Below are 17,767 nucleotides of genomic sequence, written 5' to 3' on the forward strand. Positions count from 1 at the left end.
ATGAACCTCGCTGACCTGACTGCGATCGAACTGCTGGCGAAGTACCGCGACGGCTCGGTGTCTCCGGTCGAGGTGATGGATGCCGTACTCGCCCGGGTCGATGAGCTCGAACCGCAGATCTGTGCGCTGTACGCGCTCGATCGCGAGGGCGCGCGGGCAGCGGCGCAGGAGTCGGAGCGGCGCTGGCGTGAGGGTACGGCGGGCGCGCTGGACGGCGTGCCGGTCACGGTGAAGGAGAACATTGCGACCCGCGGTACGCCGGTACCGCAGGGGACGGCGGCGACCGAGCTGATTCCGGCCGCGGAAGATGCACCGGCGGCGGCGCGGTTGCGGGCGGCCGGGGCGGTGATCTTCAGCAAGACGACGATGCCGGAGTACGGGATGTTGTCGTCGGGCGTGTCCACGTTTCACCGGCTGACGCGGAATCCGTGGGACCTCTCGAAGACGGCGGGTGGGTCGAGCGCGGGCGCTGCCGCGGCGGCCGCTGCGGGATATGGACCGATTCATGTGGGCACGGACATCGGCGGGTCGATCCGGTTGCCCGCGGGTTGGTGCGGTCTGGTCGGACTCAAGCCGACGCACGGACGGATCGCGGTCGGCAACCCATACCCAGGTCGCGCGATCGGACCGCTCACGCGTACGGCGGGTGATGCGGCGCTGGCGTTGTCCGTGATGTCCGGGTACGACCCGCGCGACCACACGTCGATTCCTGTTGCCTCGGACAACTTTGAGGTGGATCTTCAAGGGCTCCGGGTCGCGCTGCTTCTGGACGCGGGTGTCGGTCTGCCGGTTGATCCCGAGGTCACCGCAGCGGTCTCGGCCACGGCCGCCGTACTCGAGAAAGTGGGCGCGATCGTCGAACCGATTGCCCCGATCATCACCCGCGAGATGCTCGACGGCCTGGATCGCTTCTGGCGGGTCCGATCCGCCACCGACATCGCGGCCCTGCCCGAGGAACGGCGGGCGAAGGTCCTCCCGCAGATCCGGGAATGGGTGTCGACGGCCGGCGACCTGTCCGGATTCGACGTCTTCCACGGCTACAGCCAGATGGGCGCGATGGCCGCCGCAGTCGGTCAGGTCTTCACGTCGTACGACGTGATCCTGTCACCGGTCGCCCCGATCACAGCCTTCCCGGCCGAACTCGCCTACCCAACCGACGACCCCTCAAAGCCCTTCGAACACATCGCCTTCACCGTCCCCTACAACATGTCCCAACACCCAGCCACCACAGTCAACGCCACCTGGTCCACCACCGGCCTCCCCATAGCCGCCCAACTAGCCGTCCCCCACCACCAAGACCTAAAGGCTCTCGCACTGGCCGACTACCTCACCAAGCCCCATCCTTGGCCGCTGGCGTAGCTAACCCACAGCATCAAGGCGAGCGACCGCCTTGGTGAGGAACTCGGCAAAGGTGGCGTCGGTGAAGACGGTGCTGTCCGTGCTGAGACTGAGTAGGGTGCCGCCTCTCGCGACATATGCGGAGTAGCCGACAGACGTCGTTTTCGGATCGTCCGGATCCCCTATCCGCAAGGCGATGCCGTCCTTCAAGCCCGGAACTGCCAGTTGCCGCACGGAGATCCGGTAGGACTCGCCTTCGTACCAGGTGCCGGTGACTGTGCCGCATTGCCGCAGCGTCTCGGTGATTCGATGCAGGAGCGGGCGCTGCGAGGTCGGCCAGGAATAGATGAACTCCGTAACGGATACGGGGTTGTCGGACACGCGGATGAAGTACTGGCCGCGGATTGCCATGGCGGGTGATCTCTGGTCCCGCAGCGGGTCCCGGACCATCCAGCAGTTGGCTGGGTTGTACTTGACCGGAGCACTCAGCGTCGGAGTGGGATCGGAGGCCACCCCTCCTTCCCAGCCTTTCGGCAGGTCGGTGACTTTGAGCGCGGCCTTCGTTGCCTGGACGGCTGTCAGCGGGACGATCGTCGGGGTCGCGCTGGGTGTCGGGGTTGGGGTATCGACCTGGTTTCCGCAGGCCGTCAGCAGGAGTACGGCGGCAGCCGCGAATCGTCGTAGCACTTAGTCCCCGCCGTGAGTGTTCGTGTGGTCCAACAGTCGGTGGATTGCTTGGCGGCCTCTGGTGGCGGCGGTTGGGTCGCGGGTTAGGAGGATGGCTTGCTGGACTGCTAGAGCGATGCCGCCGAGTTCGAAGGTTAGTTGGGGGACGTCGGTGTTGTGGGGGAGCTCGCCGGCTTTGACGGCCTCGTTCAGTTCGGCTGTTACGTAGTCGGACCAGCGGGAGAGTGCGGTCAGGATCGCGTCGCGGATCGGGCCCGGGCGTTCGTCGTACTCCATGGCTACCGAGGTCAGGAAGCAGCCGCGGTGCTCTTCGTCTCCGGTCATGTAGTCGATCCACTCTTCGAAGGCGCGCGTCAGCCGCTCGATTCCGGGGCGTGCGCCGAGTGCGTGGCCCGGCACGCGGAGCCGGAAGCGCTCGACGGCTTCGTCGACAACGGCGAGTTGGAGCGCCTCCTTGGTGCCGAAATGACCGATCACGCCTGCCTTGCTCATGCCGAGGTCGGTCGCGAGGTGGCCGATGGTGAGTCCCTCGAGCCCGTCGACCGATCCGAGCGTCAGCGCACGCTCGATGATCCTGGTCCGGGTGGCGGCCGCTTCGACGACGGACTTTCGAGGGCTCATGCCGCTCATATTAACCTAACGGTCGTTCGCCTAACTGCTTGCCTCAAGCGTCAGATCGATCTTAAGCTGACGATCGTTCTCTAAAGACGATCGATCGTGAGCTAAGGAGTCGGTCATGAAGGTTCATCACCTCAACTGCGGTTCGATGCGCGAGGTCAATCCGCCGGAAGGGGCCGGGCTGGCGCCGGCGCGGGTCGTGAATCACTGTCTTCTGATCGAGACGGATACAGCCGGCCTGGTGCTGGTCGACGCGGGCTTCGGTACTGCGGACATCGCGCGCAGCGAGGAGACTCTCGGCCAGACGTTCCTCCAGCGGGCTGAACCGGTACTCGACCCGTCGGAGATCGCCGTACGCCAGGTCGAGCGGCTCGGTTACCGCGCCGGCGACGTACGGCACATCGTGCTCACTCACCTGGACCTCGACCACACCGGCGGTCTGGTCGACTTCCCGGACGCGACGGTCCATCTGCACGATGCGGAGTACCGGGTGGGTATGGCGGCCACTAGCCAGCACCCGGAGCACGCCATCCGTCGGCGGCCGGCGCATTGGGCTCACCGGCCGCACTGGGCTACCTATAGCGACCAGAAGGGCAGTTGCTGGTTCGGCTTCGACGCACTGGAGCTGAACGGTCTGCCGGAGGAGATCAAGTTGATCCCGCTCGCTGGGCACACCGAGGGGCACTGCGCCGTAGCGGTGCGGGACACCGACAAGTGGTTGCTGCATGCCGGTGACGCCTTCTACCACCACGGCGAGGTTGACCCGGAGAACCGCTGGAATCTGCCGGGTTGGGAGGCCCTGGAGGAGATCACCGAAACCGACCGCCCGCTGCGCGTCGCCAACCACGCCAGGTTGCGTGAACTGATCCGGGACCATGGCGACGAAGTGGAGGTCTTCTCGGCGCACGATCCCTGGTCGCTCGCTTTGTCCAAGAGGTGATCTAACAGCCAAAACCAGTATTACCTGTTAGAGTCGAACCCGGAGGTGGTTCCGGGTGACGTATCGGCCGGAGTTGATCGGCGGGCATCTCGCGCTCGACCTCGTCAACACCGTGGCGTGGCGATTCGACCCCGGGCGAACTGTCGATCGGTTCGCGGACCTGTCGAACGTGGAGCAGTGGCTGCTTGCCGCCGGTGTGGCCACAGACCGAGCAGTGGTGACGCCACAGTTGCGCGACGACCTCGTGGCTGCGCGAGACGTCGCGTACGACATTCTGGGACCACTCGCCATCGGAGACCGGCCGGGCCGCGCGAAGATCGGCGCGTTGCAGGGCCTGATCTCCGAGGTTGTCCGGACGGCGTCTCCCGAGGTGATCCCGTTCGGTTGGCGGGCCGATGATCCGGGCCTCGCTGTCCGGTTGGCGGTCTGGCGGCTCTTCGAGGACGAGGACCTGGGCCGGTTACGCCGATGCGGAGATGACGGTTGCGGCTGGCTGTTCCTGGACCGGAGCAAGAACGGGTCGCGCCGGTGGTGCAGTTCGGCCGACTGCGGCAATCGGGCTCGCGCTCGACGGCACTACGCGCGAGCCCGGGACGGATCGACAGCATGACGGGATCTGGCCGGCAGTCGTTCGCCCGCGGGCTTCGGCTCGGCATCGGGCCGGGGCTCGCGACCGGCGTACTGGCATTGAATTTCGGTGCCGAGGCGCGGGCGCGAGGCTGGGGGATGGTGGCGCCGGTCGCGTTCTCGGCGTTCGCGTTCAGTGGCTCGGCGCAGTTCACCTTGCTAAGTTCGTTGTCCGGGGCAACGGTTCTGGCGGCGATCGTCGCCGCCATGGTGATCAACGTGCGCTACCTGGTGATGAGCGTGGCGATCGCGCCGAGCCTGCGCGGAAGCCGGTTCGCCCGCCTGCTCCAGGCCCAGGCGATCGTCGACGCTTCGTTCGTGGCCGCGCACGACGAGGACGATCGGTACGACGTCTGGCGGCTGATCGGAGTCAGCGTGCCGCAATGGATCTGCTGGACCGGAGGCACCGCCGTCGGCGTACTGGCCGCCCCGTCGCCGGATCTCATGCACCGGCTCGGCCTCGATGTGGCGTTCCCGGCGTTCTTCATCGTTCTACTGATCGAGGAAGTACGCCGGTCGCATCGTGCGGTCGCTGCCTGTCTGCTCGGCGCGGCGATCTCCGCCGGACTACTGTTCGTCACCAGTCCCAGCTACGCCTTGCTCGGCGCGGCTGTGGCCACCCTGATCGGACTACGAAGGAGGCCTGATGAAGCTGTGGTTGTGCGTACTAGCGGTCAGCGCCGCTAACTGGTTGATGAAAGCCGCCGGCCCATTGGTGCTCGGCAAGCGAGCTCTCCCGCCGGCATTGGTCCGCATCACTCAACTGACTGCGCCGGCGTTGCTCGCCGGCCTGATCGTCACCGACCTCGGCGGCCGCACGATCGACTGGACCCAACTGGTCGGAGTAGCCGTCGCCGGCGTACTCAATCTGCTCCGGGTCCCAATCCTCCCAGCCGCCGCCGCAGGAGTCGCCGCCACAGCCCTCGTCCGCCTGGCGTCGGCCTAGTACTCGCCGTACACCTGGACCTTGGTGCCGATGGGGGTGTCGGCGTAGATCTGGTGGATTTCGGGGCGGAGGACTCGGACGCAGCGGTGGCTGGCAGGGTACGGCTTGATCAGGGAGTTGACCCGGGAGCCGTGCAGGGCGATGCCGGGGCGGTCCTTGAGGAAGTAGAGGGAGTCGTACATGTACGCGTCTTCGTACAGACTGCTTTCGTGCGCGCCGGCCCACTTGCGCCAGACCGTGCCGGTGCGGTTCGGGGTGTCGTACCCGGGCTGACCGGTGGAGATCCAGACGATCCGCTTGATGGTCTTCCCGACGACCTGGTACAAGATCTGGCAGGTCTTGTTGACGTAGATGCCGGGGGAGCGGGTCGCCGCCGGGCGCTTGGTTGCGTTGAGCACCGAGTACGCGTCGTTCAGAGTCAGGCCGTCGCGGCTGATCGGCAGACCGTTCGTCTCGCGCCACGCACAGAGCGCCTGCTTGGCCCGCGCGGTGATGTCACCGTCGATGTCGCCGACCGGGTACCCGAGCTTGTCCAGCTGCCGTTCGACCCGGAGCGCGTAGTACGCCGGCGTCTGCTTCACCCTGGGCTTCGGCTTCACGGTGGGCTTCACAGTCGGCTCGGCTGTGGGCGTCGTACTAGAAGAAGACGCTGTGGGAGAAGGAGTTTTGGAGGGGCTCGTCTCGCTCGCGGCCACGTCGGAACATCCGGCGAGCACGAACGACAGTACGACGGCACCGGCGACCAGACCACGACGACGCGACACGTGCGACCCCTCTCTCAGCACTTTCAATGTCGCAGAAGCACACCGAGTAAGCGTGCAACGACCCGCCGAGACTAATGCGCGAGAGGTCCCCAGTCGTCCTAGATGCGTTTCCCGTCACCGAACCGTTGCCGACGTCCGGTCCCGGATCATCCCGTAACCGGCTGTACAGGTACCCGTCCCGCAGCCGCCCGACCCGGAACTCGCACCCGCGGATCAACCCTTCGAGCCGGAAACCCGTCCTCGGCGAACCGCCGTACGGCAGAGCGAGGGCGCATTCGGCACCTTGTTGCTGGACGCAACCAATGACCTGGTCGCCCTCGCCGGGTCAGAGACCGAGGTCGCGGAGGAACTCGGGCTTGTAGGCCTGCAGTACGACGTACCGCGGGTCCGGGACCTCCATGTTCGCGTTCTTCGCCGCGTCACCGGCCGCGTCGTGCGGACCGACCGGAACGCTCGGGTCGGTCCAGTCCTGCTCGGCCGGGTTCCACCGGGTGACGGTGTACGTCGCCTCGAGGTGATCGCCGGCCACCAGCTCCTTGGCGGTCCGCTCGGCCTCTTGCGCGTCGTCGAGCGTGTGCGTGTACATCAGCATCCGATTCCCGTCCCGGGTCACCGTGACCTGACTCCCGAGCCGCTTCTGCGCGTCGTCATCAAGATCCAACGCCCGCAGCCGATCCCAGAACGTCAACCCGTGCCCCTCGTCACTGAGCACAACCTCAACCCGAAACTCCTCATCCGCCATGGGCGACACCATACCTACTCAGAGCCGAGGCAGGTTCGACGGTCGGTTCGACGGGTGGCAAAGGTCCGCCGCAGCACTTCTTGTACTTGACGCCAGATCCACACCAGCACGGCTCGTTACGCGGAGGTGGCCAGACGACCCGTCTACCGTCGGGCAGTTCGTCGTGCCGGATCCCGGCATCTCGCAGGCAATCGAGCAGACCGCCGTACGTCCAGGTGGCAACCGTGACACGCCGGCCCTCGGCGCGCAGGACCCGCTCGACCAAGTGGCAGTAGGCGTCCGCGTTCTCGCCGATGAAGTGCCTGCGCCATCGCACGGCGTCGTCGAACTCGCCGCGATCCCAGACCTGGATCCGGCCGTCGCGCACCGTCGGATTGTGCAGCAGGTCGTGCAGATCGGCCTCTCTGTCCGCCGCCTCGTCCTCACCCGGGGAGCCCATCAGATCGAGGCCGTCGAGCGGCAGTCCCAACGCCCATTTCACGCGCCGACGGCCGGTCAGCAGATCCTGGATCCGGTGCAAGCCGCTGGTCACGTCTTCCGCGGTCAGTTGGTCGGCCGCGATTTCGTACCAGAGCAGAGCTTCGTCCAACTCGCCGCACCGCTCGAGCAGCTCGGCGGCGCCGCACCAAGCGAAGCTGTAGATCCGGTTGTTGGTCATCACGGCGCCGAGCTCGCTCCGCGCTTCGTCGTTGCTTCCCTCCTCGAACAGGAAGTCGGCATAATCCACCCGGGCGTCATCGCCGGCTGTGCCTCCCTCACTGATCAACTGCTGCCAGATCGCCAACGCTCGCTCAGTCCGTCTCATCTCCACGTGCTCCTGAGCGATGATCAGCAAGGTGAAGGTCCGGCCGAGGCCGGAATCTGTCTGGTGATTGCGGAGCTCCTCCGCCAGCGGGTCGTCCATGCCCTGGAACGTATGCGGATCGGGCCCTCTGTTCGCGGGTCTCTTCGCGGCTGTGGATAACCGTCCCCTGACGAGCCCGGCGGCTAGTGCGGATGACCCCGACGACATGTGGGACAGGTGAATCGATTTCCTTCGATCGACTACAGTTCTTAGTCATGGAGCTGAGGCACTTGGAACACTTCGTGGCGGTGGCGGAGGAGAAGCACTTCACCCGGGCCGCTGAGGCGATGTCGATCTCGCAATCGGGCCTGTCCGCCTCGATCCGTGCGCTCGAGCGTGAGCTCCGGGCTTCACTGTTCGTCCGGAACACCCGGAGCGTGGAGCTGACCGAGGCCGGACGGGCGCTGCTGTGCGAGGGACGTCGTACCCTTGCCGCCGCTGAAGCCGCCAAGGACGCGGTCGCCGCGGTCCAGGGGCTGCTGCGCGGTCACCTGACGGTCGGGCTCGAGCAGTGCCTCGGGGTGGTCGACGTACCGGCGCTGCTCGCGAAGTTCCGCTCCGCGTACCCCGGGGTCGAGATCGAGGTCCGCCAGGGCGGCTCCACCCCGATGCTCGACGAACTGGCCTCCGGCCGTCTCGACGTCGCCTTCGTCGCCACTGCCGGCGACCCGATCGACGGACTCGACCTGCGACCGCTGTCCCGCGAGTCGATGGTCCTCGTCTGCGCGCCCGACCACCGTCTCGCGAAGGCATCCGCCGTCACGCTGGACGACCTGGCGGGGGAGTCCTTCGTCGACTTCGACCCGACCTGGGGCGCTCGCGCCATCTCCGACAGTGCCTTCACCACCGCCGGCGTCGCCCACCCGGTGACGATCGAGGTGAACGACGTACACACGCTGCTGGCCCTCGTCGCCTACGACCTCGGCGTGGCCCTCGTCCCCGAACGCATCGCCGCCAAACACGGCGACCACGTCACGGTCTCCCTGGCCCCCGGTGCCGCCTCCCCCTGGCAGGTCTCAGTAGCCGTCCCCACCGGCCCCGCCGCCTCCCTAGCCGCCGACGCCCTCATCGGCATGCTCCCAACAACCGCGGTCCACGCGTAGAAAGGCCGTCGCACCCCCGCGGGTACGACGGCCTCTTCGGTACTGCTGTTACCAGGCGTAGTCCTCGGGGGAGGTCTTGTAGCCGGGGAAGATCTCGTCGAGGCGGGCTAGGGCCTTCTCGTCGAGCTTGACGTCGACTGCGCGTACTGCGGACTCGAGCTGCTCCATGGTCCGCGGGCCGACGATCGGGCCGGTTACGGCCGGCTGGTGGAGGAGCCAGGCCAGGGCGAGTTCGCCCGGCTCGTGGCCGAGCTCGTCCGCGAAGGCCTCGTACTGCTCGATCTGCGGGCGCAGCTTCTCCAGGGTCTCCTTCGAGCGACCCTCGAGGCGACGTACGCCTTCGTTCTCCTTGCGGATGACGCCGCCGAGCAGACCGCCCTGCAGCGGGGACCACGGGATCACACCGAGGCCGTAGTACTGCGCCGCCGGCAGAACCTCGCGCTCGACGTCGCGCACCAGCAGGTTGTAGATCGACTGCTCGCTGACCAGGCCGATGTAGTTGCGTCGCGCCGCGGCCTCCTGGGCCTGCGCGATGTGCCAGCCCGCGAAGTTGCTGGAACCGGCGTACAGGATCTTGCCCTGCTGGATCGCGACCTCGATCGCCTGCCAGATCTCGTCCCACGGCGTCGCGCGGTCGACGTGGTGGAACTGGTACAGATCGATGTAGTCGGTCTGCAGCCGCTTCAGCGACGCGTCCAGCGCGCGCCGGATGTTGAGTGCGGACAGCTTGCCCTCGTTCGGCCAGCCGTCGCCCATGTCGCCGTAGACCTTGGTGGCGAGCACGGTCTTGTGCCGGTTCGCCGGGTCCTTCGCGAACCACTCGCCGATGATCTCCTCCGTCCGGCCCGGGTAGATGGCCCGCCCGTACCCGTTGGCCGTGTCGAAGAAGTTGATGCCCTTGTCATGCGCCGCGTCCATGATCGCGTGCGCGTCCCCCACCTCGGTGTGGGGCCCGAAGTTCATCGTCCCCAACACAATCCGACTAACCGACAACCCAGTACGCCCAAGATGAGTGAAGTCCATACCCACCACCCTTGCGCGCCGACGGCAACACTTCAAACAAAAGAATCAGGACAAAGCCATCACCTGAGCTTCTGAGTCAACCTGTCCCGGGCGATTTCGGTCGGAGTGGCACCACCTTCGGCGATCGCATCCAGTAGCGCTCCGACCAGGGCCGGCGCCTGGGTATGGCGGAGATCGGCGTCGGGATCGCAGGTACGGCGGAGTGCGGCGTACAGCGGTGCATCGGGCTCTCGGACGAGGCCGCCCCCGACTACCACGGTCACTGGTCTGACCAGTCCACAGGTCCGAACGAGACTTCCGATGTAGTCCGTGATCCGCTCCGCCTGCGTGTTGACCAACCCGGCCACAACCGGGTCGTCGTCGACGAGAGCCAGGACCGATGGAGCGAGCGCCGCCTGCGCTGCGAATGTGAAGGCGTTGCCCCGCGCGGTCGTGATCTCGAGCATCTCCTCCGGCGTGGATGCTCCGAACAGCGGCGGCAGTACGGCGGCAAGCTTCGTTGGCTCAGCCAGTCCGAGCTGAGCCAGATACACCGCTCGCAACGCCTCGTTCACCAGCCCGGCGCCACCCATCGGATGCTGCAGCCACCACGACAGCGCCAACTCCTTCTCCGGCCCGCGACCGGCCAGCGCAGCGCCCGTGCCCAGAACGACGGAGATGCCCTGCCCATCGAGCCGACCGCATCGAATCAGGGCAAAGCCGTCGTTCTTGATGCTGAGGTCACTGAAGAGTGGTCCCAGCGCCGCACTCCAGAACTGCTCATCCGCGGGCCAGTCGACACCTGCCAAGCGGAAGGCCGCATGCCTGACGTCGGACGGGCGGATGTCGGCAGACGCGAGTACGTCGTCGATCAGGCCGAGGACGACCGACTTGGCGGCCCCCGGCCCGGCCGGCGCGTAGATGTCGCCGACGCCGCCCCGGGCGAGGCCGATCAGGTCACCTTCGGCCGTCGTCAACCCCGCCCAGGTCTTGGTGTTCCCGGCGTCGACGGCGAGAAAGACGTCTCTCACCCAAGCAGTCTTTCAGGCAGGTACGCCGCATGCGCCGCGGCAAGCTCGTCGTACAGGGGCTCGGCGACGGATAGATCGGGGACGAGCGGGTTCGCGACGAGCGCCCGGATCGCGTCGGCCCTATTGCCCTCCCAAGCAGCCTTCGCGGCGAGCATCTGGTAGTCGGCAAGCTCGCGCGTGATACCCCGGACAGCAAGCGGCAGCGGCTGTTGCGGGTCGATGTGGCAACCCTTCCGATTGACGGTGCAGTAGACCTCGACCACAGTCTCCGCGTCGAAACCCGGGAGCGCTCCGTCGGCGTTCGGCAGGTTGACGGGCAAGCGTGCACCCGTGTCGTTGTAGTAGGCGCTCATGACGTCGATGGCGAGTTCGAGCTCGTGGATCCCGCCGCGCGATCGGGCCGGATCGAGCTCGGGATGGCCGGAATCGGCCTGTTCACGGTAGTGGTCCCAGTAGCCCGGTACTGCGTTCATGATCACTTCCGAACGGGTTCGAGGCGCGGCCTGCTGCTCCCTGAACACCTCGTTCCGGAAGTAGTAGTAGTTGAAGTAGTCGGACGGGATCGACTGCATGACCACGGCCAGGTGCAGGGCCCGCTTCGAGTTCTCGTCGAGCGTCGGGTCGTTCTTGCGCTCTTCCCACGCCGCGTCGAGCAACGGCATGACATCGACGCCGTCGTACAAGTGCTCGTAGCTCCAGCAGTTGTGGTTGACGCCGGCCATGGTGACCTTGGCCCGCTCGGGGTCGAGTCCGGCCGCCTTGAGTACGACGGGCGGGAACACGAGCGGCCCTTCACACATCGAGTAGATGGGGATCGGCGTGTAGTCCGCGACCGCCTGGGAGACGATGTTGACGGGGTTGGTGTAGTTGAAGATCACTGCGTTCGGAGCGACCGCCTGCAGGTCGTCGGTGATGCTGCGCATGTCGTTGATGGAGCGCAGCGCCATGAAGAAGCCGCCAGGCCCCTGGGTCTCCTGCCCGATCACGCCGTGCTTGATCGGAATGCGCTCGTCGAGTGCACGCGCGGCGAAGTTGCCCGGACGAAAGCTGGTCAGCACGGCGTCGACGTCGGTCAGTCCAGCTCGCTGGTCGGTGGTCGCGGTGACGGTGATGCCGTCCCCACCTTCCACAGCGAGTTTCTCGGCGATCCGGCGTACCGTCTCCAACCGCTCCGGGTCCTTGTCGATCAGCACGACCTCCGAGCCGGCGAACTCCGGCCCGTGCCACAGGAACGAGGCCATCGTGCCGGCCGCGCGGGAGGATCCTCCGCCGATGTAAGCCATCTTGATTCGAGCCATGTCTTTATGAGACCCCTTCTCGTTCTGACTTTTGTGCGGCTTCTTCATCCGCGTAGATGAGGGCGTTGCGGCAGTCGTGCACGATGGTTGCCGGCCACAACGGGTCGTAGCGGTCGGCCTGACGAACTCGGTCGAACGCGTATGCCTTGTTCGGCCCCCACAGCAGCATCACCACGGAATGCGAGAGCTCGGCCAGTTCCCCAGTACCGATCGTGACGCCGTACGACGGAACGTCGGCGAGCGACTGCAGGTTCGGGAAGGTGGACACGTTGTCGCGGCGCGTTGACTCGGGCAACTTCACGACCCGGGTGGGCGCGTCGCGCGGCGTACCCGGACCGTTGAGGGCGACGTGGCCGTCGCCTTGACCGCTGGCCAGCAGGAAGAGGTCAATGCCTTTCAATGCAAGGACTTCCTGCTTGAGGGCTTCGGGTTCGTTGGGGTCGGGGGCGATTGCGGGATGCAGGCCGAGGTCCTTGAGTGGCGCCAGTAAGTTTCGTTGGGCCCAGCCGATGCAGCTGTGCGGTGTATCGGGGGACAACAGCTTCCACTGGCCGGGGTGTCCGGTGACGTACTCGTCCATCATCACCACCTGCAGGCCGTCGACGCGTACCTCTTGTTCGTGCGCCAGGCGATTCAAGGCGGCTGCCACTGGAGTCGCGCTGCGTCCGGCGGGGAAGCCGACAACGTACCGATCCCTGGTGGACAGGCGGTCCAGTATCTGCTGAGCCACGACCTCGCCGATCTCGGCGGCGGAGGACATCACTGTGATGGGCGTCGCCACGTCACTCCTTGACGGCGCCGGCCATGACGCCGCTGATGAACTCGCGCTGGAAAAAGAGGTAGAGGGCAACGACCGGCAGCGAGACGATCAGTGAGCCGGCCGCCATCAGGTTGACCTGCAAGACGTGCCGGCCCTGGAAGGCGCCCAGGGCAACGGTCGCGGTCTGCTTCTCGGGGTCGCCGAGGAAGATCAGCGACAGGAAGAAGTCGTTCCAGGTCCACATGAACGAGAGGAGGACCAGGGTGAGAACCGCGGGACGTGCCATCGGGACGAGAATGCGCCACAACGTGCTCCACACGCTCGCTCCGTCGACGGCGGCCGAGTCCATCACCGAGCGGGGGAGCGCCCGGAACGTCGCCCGCATCCAGTACGTCCCGAACGGGACTCCCATTCCGAGCTGGATGATGACGAGGCCCAGCCACGAGTTGGTCAGGCCGATGCGTTGAAACTCGTAGTACAAGGGAATGACGATCACTTCGGTCGAGACCATCATCCCCAGCAGGATGATCGGGAAGAGGTACCGCTCGCCGACCACGCCGAGGATGCCGAACGCGTAGCCGGAAAGGATCGCGAGGATGGTCTGCCCGATCACCGCGGACACCGTGATGACCAGCGACGCGTACATCGAGTGGGCCAGGTTCCCGTCACGCCAGGCCGCTGTGAAGTTGCTCCAGGCAATATTGGAGAAGTCGAGTGCGCCCGACGTGTTGGGGCTGAGCGAGGTCAGGACGAACCATCCGACCGGGAACAGCACCCCGACGGTCAGTGCGATGACGATGACGTAATTCGAGACGCGTTCGAATCTGGAGATCATCGGTCTTTGTTCTCCATGATCCGCGTGATGCCGACCGCGATCCCGAGACAGAGAACGGCCAGCACGACGCCAGTCGCGGATGCCCTGCCGACATCGGGGTTGACGAAGGCCAACTGGTAAAGGAGAAGCGCCGGTGTGGTCGTGGCCGTGCCGGGTCCGCCCTGCGTGGTGATGTAGACCAGGTCGAAGGTCCTGAGCGCACCGGTGATGGTCAGGGTGAGGGCGATCGCCATTTGCCCGCGCAGGCTGGGCAACGTGATCAGCCGGAACTCCTGCCAGCGCGTCGATCCGTCCAACCGCGCGGCCTCGTAGAGCTCGTCCGGGATGGCGAGGATGCCGGCCAGGAACAGCACCATGGTGAAACCGAAGCCGCCCCAGACGCCGATCATGCCGAGCGACGGCAGCGCCCAGGTGAAGTCACCGAGCCAGTTGCGGGTGAGGTGGCCTAGTCCGACTCCGCGCAACAGTCCGTTCAACGGGCCGTCCGGCGCGTAGATGCGCTTCCAGATGATGGCGACCACGACGCTCGTCAACACCTGCGGGAGAAAGAGGAACCAGCGATAGATGCCTTCGCCCCGGATCTTCGCCCGGCTCAGCAAGGCAGCGCTGATCAGTCCGAGTCCGAGCGGGATCAGGCCGAACATCAGGATGAGTACGAGGACGTGACCGAACGCGGCGTACATCCGTGGATCGCGTCCGAACTCGAGGTAGTTCTGCAGTCCGACCCAGGACGGTTCGCTGACGCCGTCCCATTTGTAGAAGGAGTAGTTCACCGTTTGGAGCAGCGGTACGAGGACGATCGCGCCGTACAGCAAGAGCGCGGGGGACAGGTAGAGGAGCCCGATCCAGCGTCGCTTGCGCGCTTGTCGCGAGACGGTCCGCGTTCGCGGTTTGGTGCGACCGATGGCGAGAACGCTCATCGCCCGGCCTGGAACTTGTCGTAGTCGGCCTGCACAGCCTTGACCAGCCCGTCGGGTGCAGTCCGGCCAGCCAGCAGCAGCTGAACCTGACCGCCCAGCGTGTCCAGCATCGAGGGAGTGGACCAGTCGAAGTACGGGACGTAGCCGTTGTCCTTGTCCAGCGACCGCTGACCGGCGATCTCTGTACCGAACTCAGGGTTGTCCGCCGGCGCCTGGACGTCGTGGAGAAGAGGCAGCAGGCCGTTCTGTACGACGTACTGCGCGGTCTGCTGGCCGGCGAGGAAGTCGAGGAACGAGGCGGCGACGTCCGGGTGCGCGCACTTCGAGCCGAGTGCGACGGCTGTCGACGCGCCCGTACCTACAACCTTTTGGTTATTGACTTGGGGGAGTTGGACGTAGCCGTAGTCCTGTTTCTGGGCGCCTTTGAAGGCGAACGTTCCCGTGTACTCGAAGCGGAACGCGGACTTGCCCTTGAGGAACGCGTCGACAGCGTCGGCGTACTGGATGCCGGCATGGTTCGGCGTGAGCCACCCCTTGTCCTGGTACGACTTGAGACGTTCGGCGGCTTCCGTCATACCGATGTCCGCTGCCTTCACGGCGCCTGTCGAGTAGACGAAGTCGTTGATCTTCTGCTGATCGCCGAACATGTCCTGCAGGGCCAGCAGGATCGCGGTCGACGAGCCCTTGTCCTGCGAGCCGTAGCCGATCGGGATCAGGCCCGCGGCCTTGGCCTTGGTACATGCGTCCTCGAAGGATGCGAGGTCCGTAGGCGCAGTGGCTCCTGCCTTCTGGAGAACAGTCTTGTTGTAGTAAAGACCGATCAGCGACGAACTGGCGACAGGCGTGGCGAACAGCGAGCCGGTGCCCATCGACTTGCCGTCGGGGGTGAACTGGGTCTGGCACAGGATCGTGCTCGGGAACTTGTCCCAACCGAACGACTTCGAGTAGCCGTCCAGGTTCATCACGAGCCCTGCCTTGGCCAACGTGCCAAGGGATTGCCAGCCGTTGTTGACCGTGATGATGTCCGGTGGGGTCTTCTCCTTCAACCGCAGATTGGCCGTCTGGGTCAGCTGACCCCAGTCGACGGACGTGCGCTTGATCGTCACGTTCGGATACTTCTGCTGGTACGCCTTGACCGCGTTGGCCACCCACTGGGCCGCGTCACCGGACCACCAGTCGAGCATCGACAGCGTCACGGCGCCGGCCTTGGCGACATCGATCGAGTTCACGGGCGTGGTTGGGGCGCTGCTCGCCTTCGTACCCTGCGGCGCGCAGCCGGCCATCGTGAACAGGCCGAGCGCGGCCCCGGACTTCAACACGGTCCGCCTGGTGACCATCGTGACTCCTTCGTCCTGTGACTTCCGGCCACCCTACGACGCTCAAACCAGTTATGCCAGTGTGAACCAGTTTCGGATTGCGCCTAGCGTGGACGCCGAAACTGGTATAGTTGCCGTCGTGACAGAGCCCGCCGTTGAGCGCGTCAAGAAGCGGATCCGCGAGGGGATCGTCCGCGGGAAGTACCCGACCGGAAGCCGGCTGCCCAGCGAACGTCAGTTCGCAGTGGAGACCGGACTCAGCCGGATGACCGTCCGCGCCGGCTTCCAGGCCGCCTCCGACGACGGCCTGATCGCCCCGTCACCCCAACGCGGGTGGTACGTCCGCGACCTCGTACTGCGTGAGCCCCCGAGCCGCCTGCAGTCCTTCACCGAGATGGCCCACGAACTGGGCTTCCGCCCCAGCTCGGAAATCCTCGACCACCGCGAACGCCCCGCCACCCTCGAAGAAGCCCACCGCCTGCACCTAGCGCCCACCGCCCCCGTCACAGCCATCCGCCGCCTCCGCGGCATGGACGGCCGCCCCGTCACCGTCGAAGACCTGGTTATCCCCCTCGCTGTCGCCCCGTGGCTCACCGGCACCGACCTGACCGACGCGTCCCTCTACGAACTCTTCTCCACCCACGGCATCGAATTCGCCTACTCCCGCTACACAGTCCAAGCCCAAAACGCCAGCGAAACCCTGGCCACCCTCCTGAACCTCCCCGCCAACGCCGCCATCCTCGTAGCCACCGAAATCGCCTATTCCCAAGCCACCACCCCCCTCCTATCCGGCACCAACCACTACAGAGGCGACGCCTACCAATTCACCGCCGACCTAACCCGCTAAGGTGAGTTGATGATCAGCGCGGTCTCGGCGAAGGATCTCGAGGACGCTCAGGTGATCTGGGACTACCACCTCATGCACCATCAGTCGGAGCCGGCGGACGTAGGGATCGGGCTGGGCAGTCACGATCTGGGTGTCGCGACGTTCGCCGTGAAGCTGTACCACGAGCAGCTCTTCCCGATGATCGTCTTCACCGGCGCCACCAGCCGCACCACAGCGGCACGATTCCCGCGCGGCGAGGCCGTGCACTACCGCGACCACGCCATCGAACTCGGCGTACCTTCTGTAGCGATCAGAATCGAAACGAACGCGACCAACACCGGTGAGAACATAGCGCTGACGCGAGACCTGCTGGCCGCTTCTGGCACACCAGTCAAGACCGTGCTGCTGATCTCGAAGCCGTACATGGAACGGCGAGCATTCGCCACCTGCCAGAAGGTCTGGCCTGAGGTCCGTGCAATCTGCGCCTCGCAACCAATCGGCTTGAACGAGTACCTCGCGAGTATCGGAGACCCCAAACTCGTACTGGACATGCTGGTCGGCGATTTTCAGCGAGTGATGGAGTATCCGGCCCTCGGATTCGCTATTGCGCAGGACATCCCCGACGACGTCGAGACCGCCTACCGCCGCCTGATCTCCACCGGCTACACCAGCCGCCTCGCAACGACATGAATCGGTCGTGGTCGATGCCACGCTGCCAGGCAGCTGCAAACCCGGAGGTGCATAACCTCACCACATCCGGGTCGTGGCTCACCTCGTTACCCACGAAGTGCCCATCGCCGCCGAAGAGGCAGAACTGCAGGACGCTGTCATCAAAGACCCAGACGTCGTTACCAGGCAGCGCGATGTCCGATACCCGTTGTCGGGGGACCATCGGATCAGCCCACCGGCCGCGACAGTGGCCCTCGATGTCACAGCATGCTCAAAGGTGATGCACTCCGAGACAGGTTCGCTGACGATCCGGGCCCGCTTGATCTCGCTCCCGCGCTGAACCGCGGCGCGAGCAGTCGCGGCCCAGCCGGCGTACTCCCCACAGCCCGATCGAGATCGCCTGCCTGCCACGCGACGTACCTGGGGGTCGTCGGTCATGTACTGATCGCGGAACTCCAGCTTGAGAGCGGTCATGTTGCACTTGGCAAGCAACTCATCGAA

General features: G+C 65.8%; 20 protein-coding genes and 1 pseudogene. 8 read left to right on the top strand and 13 right to left on the bottom strand.

Annotated features, from left to right (window positions below):
- Positions 1-1,359: an amidase gene (locus EV650_RS00165; RefSeq protein WP_134114073.1), complete on the top strand. Its 1,359-nt coding sequence runs from the start codon at positions 1-3 to the stop codon at positions 1,357-1,359.
- Here EV650_RS00165 and EV650_RS00170 read toward each other — a convergent pair whose 3' ends face one another.
- Both EV650_RS00170 and EV650_RS00175 read right to left on the bottom strand, forming a co-directional pair.
- Positions 1,360-1,851, bottom strand: a complete 492-nt coding sequence (locus EV650_RS00170) for a hypothetical protein (protein WP_166677962.1) — start codon at positions 1,849-1,851, stop codon at positions 1,360-1,362.
- A 174-nt stretch (positions 1,852-2,025) separates the two neighbouring features.
- A complete protein-coding gene (locus EV650_RS00175) occupies positions 2,026-2,646 on the bottom strand; it encodes a TetR/AcrR family transcriptional regulator (protein ID WP_134114077.1) in 621 nt (206 codons plus the stop codon).
- Between the two features lie 115 nt (positions 2,647-2,761).
- On the opposite strand from EV650_RS00175, the gene EV650_RS00180 reads away from it, so the two are divergent.
- Genes EV650_RS00180 through EV650_RS00195 form a run of 4 tightly spaced genes read left to right on the top strand, consistent with a single transcriptional unit; the run spans position 2,762 to position 5,156 of the window.
- Positions 2,762-3,583, top strand: coding sequence for an MBL fold metallo-hydrolase (locus EV650_RS00180; RefSeq protein ID WP_134114079.1), 822 nt, complete (start codon positions 2,762-2,764; stop codon positions 3,581-3,583).
- Between the two features lie 55 nt (positions 3,584-3,638).
- Positions 3,639-4,193, top strand: coding sequence for a CGNR zinc finger domain-containing protein (locus tag EV650_RS00185; RefSeq protein ID WP_134114081.1), 555 nt, complete (start codon positions 3,639-3,641; stop codon positions 4,191-4,193).
- The gene (locus EV650_RS00190; protein WP_134114083.1) at positions 4,190-4,897 is read left to right on the top strand and encodes an AzlC family ABC transporter permease; all 708 of its coding nucleotides are present in this window, start codon (positions 4,190-4,192) and stop codon (positions 4,895-4,897) included. Before EV650_RS00185 ends, EV650_RS00190 begins: the two co-directional genes overlap by 4 nt.
- Complete coding sequence (locus EV650_RS00195) at positions 4,857-5,156, top strand: AzlD domain-containing protein (protein WP_134114085.1); 300 nt, start codon at positions 4,857-4,859, stop codon at positions 5,154-5,156. The genes EV650_RS00190 and EV650_RS00195 overlap by 41 nt, the downstream gene beginning before the upstream one ends.
- On the opposite strand, the gene EV650_RS00200 is transcribed toward EV650_RS00195, so the two are convergent.
- From EV650_RS00200 to EV650_RS00210, 3 genes are all read right to left on the bottom strand, one after another.
- Positions 5,153-5,920, bottom strand: coding sequence for a L,D-transpeptidase family protein (locus tag EV650_RS00200; RefSeq protein WP_238173941.1), 768 nt, complete (start codon positions 5,918-5,920; stop codon positions 5,153-5,155). The two genes, EV650_RS00195 and EV650_RS00200, sit on opposite strands and share 4 nt — an antisense overlap.
- Positions 5,921-6,245: 325 nt before the next feature.
- Positions 6,246-6,662: a hypothetical protein gene (locus EV650_RS00205; RefSeq protein ID WP_134114087.1), complete on the bottom strand. Its 417-nt coding sequence runs from the start codon at positions 6,660-6,662 to the stop codon at positions 6,246-6,248.
- Positions 6,652-7,566, bottom strand: coding sequence for an SEC-C metal-binding domain-containing protein (locus EV650_RS00210; RefSeq protein WP_166677963.1), 915 nt, complete (start codon positions 7,564-7,566; stop codon positions 6,652-6,654). Before EV650_RS00210 ends, EV650_RS00205 begins: the two co-directional genes overlap by 11 nt.
- A gap of 155 nt (positions 7,567-7,721) precedes the next feature.
- Here EV650_RS00210 and EV650_RS00215 point away from each other — a divergent pair, with 155 nt between their 5' ends.
- On the top strand, positions 7,722-8,609 hold the full coding sequence (locus EV650_RS00215) for a LysR family transcriptional regulator (protein ID WP_134114091.1): 888 nt from the start codon (positions 7,722-7,724) through the stop codon (positions 8,607-8,609).
- A gap of 48 nt (positions 8,610-8,657) precedes the next feature.
- Here the strand turns inward: EV650_RS00215 and EV650_RS00220 are convergent, their stop codons facing one another.
- Genes EV650_RS00220 through EV650_RS00250 form a run of 7 tightly spaced genes read right to left on the bottom strand, consistent with a single transcriptional unit; the run spans position 8,658 to position 15,792 of the window.
- A complete protein-coding gene (locus tag EV650_RS00220; protein ID WP_134114093.1) occupies positions 8,658-9,632 on the bottom strand; it encodes an aldo/keto reductase in 975 nt (324 codons plus the stop codon).
- A gap of 59 nt (positions 9,633-9,691) precedes the next feature.
- Positions 9,692-10,642, bottom strand: coding sequence for a hypothetical protein (locus EV650_RS00225; protein WP_134114095.1), 951 nt, complete (start codon positions 10,640-10,642; stop codon positions 9,692-9,694).
- Entirely contained in the window at positions 10,639-11,940 is a 1,302-nt protein-coding gene (locus EV650_RS00230; protein WP_134114097.1) for a family 4 glycosyl hydrolase, read from the bottom strand. The genes EV650_RS00225 and EV650_RS00230 overlap by 4 nt, the downstream gene beginning before the upstream one ends.
- Before the next feature lie 4 nt (positions 11,941-11,944).
- The gene (locus EV650_RS00235) at positions 11,945-12,721 is read right to left on the bottom strand and encodes a 6-phosphogluconolactonase (protein WP_134114099.1); all 777 of its coding nucleotides are present in this window, start codon (positions 12,719-12,721) and stop codon (positions 11,945-11,947) included.
- Position 12,722: 1 nt separating this feature from the next.
- Complete coding sequence (locus EV650_RS00240) at positions 12,723-13,535, bottom strand: carbohydrate ABC transporter permease (protein ID WP_134114101.1); 813 nt, start codon at positions 13,533-13,535, stop codon at positions 12,723-12,725.
- Entirely contained in the window at positions 13,532-14,455 is a 924-nt protein-coding gene (locus EV650_RS00245) for a carbohydrate ABC transporter permease (protein ID WP_134114103.1), read from the bottom strand. Before EV650_RS00245 ends, EV650_RS00240 begins: the two co-directional genes overlap by 4 nt.
- Entirely contained in the window at positions 14,452-15,792 is a 1,341-nt protein-coding gene (locus tag EV650_RS00250) for an ABC transporter substrate-binding protein (protein ID WP_134114105.1), read from the bottom strand. Before EV650_RS00250 ends, EV650_RS00245 begins: the two co-directional genes overlap by 4 nt.
- A gap of 118 nt (positions 15,793-15,910) precedes the next feature.
- Between EV650_RS00250 and EV650_RS00255 the strand changes: the two genes are divergently transcribed.
- Both EV650_RS00255 and EV650_RS00260 read left to right on the top strand, forming a co-directional pair.
- The gene (locus EV650_RS00255) at positions 15,911-16,618 is read left to right on the top strand and encodes a GntR family transcriptional regulator (protein WP_202874275.1); all 708 of its coding nucleotides are present in this window, start codon (positions 15,911-15,913) and stop codon (positions 16,616-16,618) included.
- Positions 16,619-16,627: 9 nt separating this feature from the next.
- The gene (locus EV650_RS00260; RefSeq protein WP_134114107.1) at positions 16,628-17,287 is read left to right on the top strand and encodes a YdcF family protein; all 660 of its coding nucleotides are present in this window, start codon (positions 16,628-16,630) and stop codon (positions 17,285-17,287) included.
- On the opposite strand, the pseudogene EV650_RS41450 reads toward EV650_RS00260, so the two are convergent.
- A pseudogene (locus tag EV650_RS41450) lies at positions 17,199-17,740 on the bottom strand (DUF6879 family protein). The gene EV650_RS00260 and the pseudogene EV650_RS41450 overlap by 89 nt on opposite strands.
- Between the last annotated feature and the right edge of the window lie 27 nt (positions 17,741-17,767).

The organism is Kribbella kalugense, from assembly GCF_004365875.1.
Classification (GTDB): domain Bacteria; phylum Actinomycetota; class Actinomycetes; order Propionibacteriales; family Kribbellaceae; genus Kribbella; species Kribbella kalugense.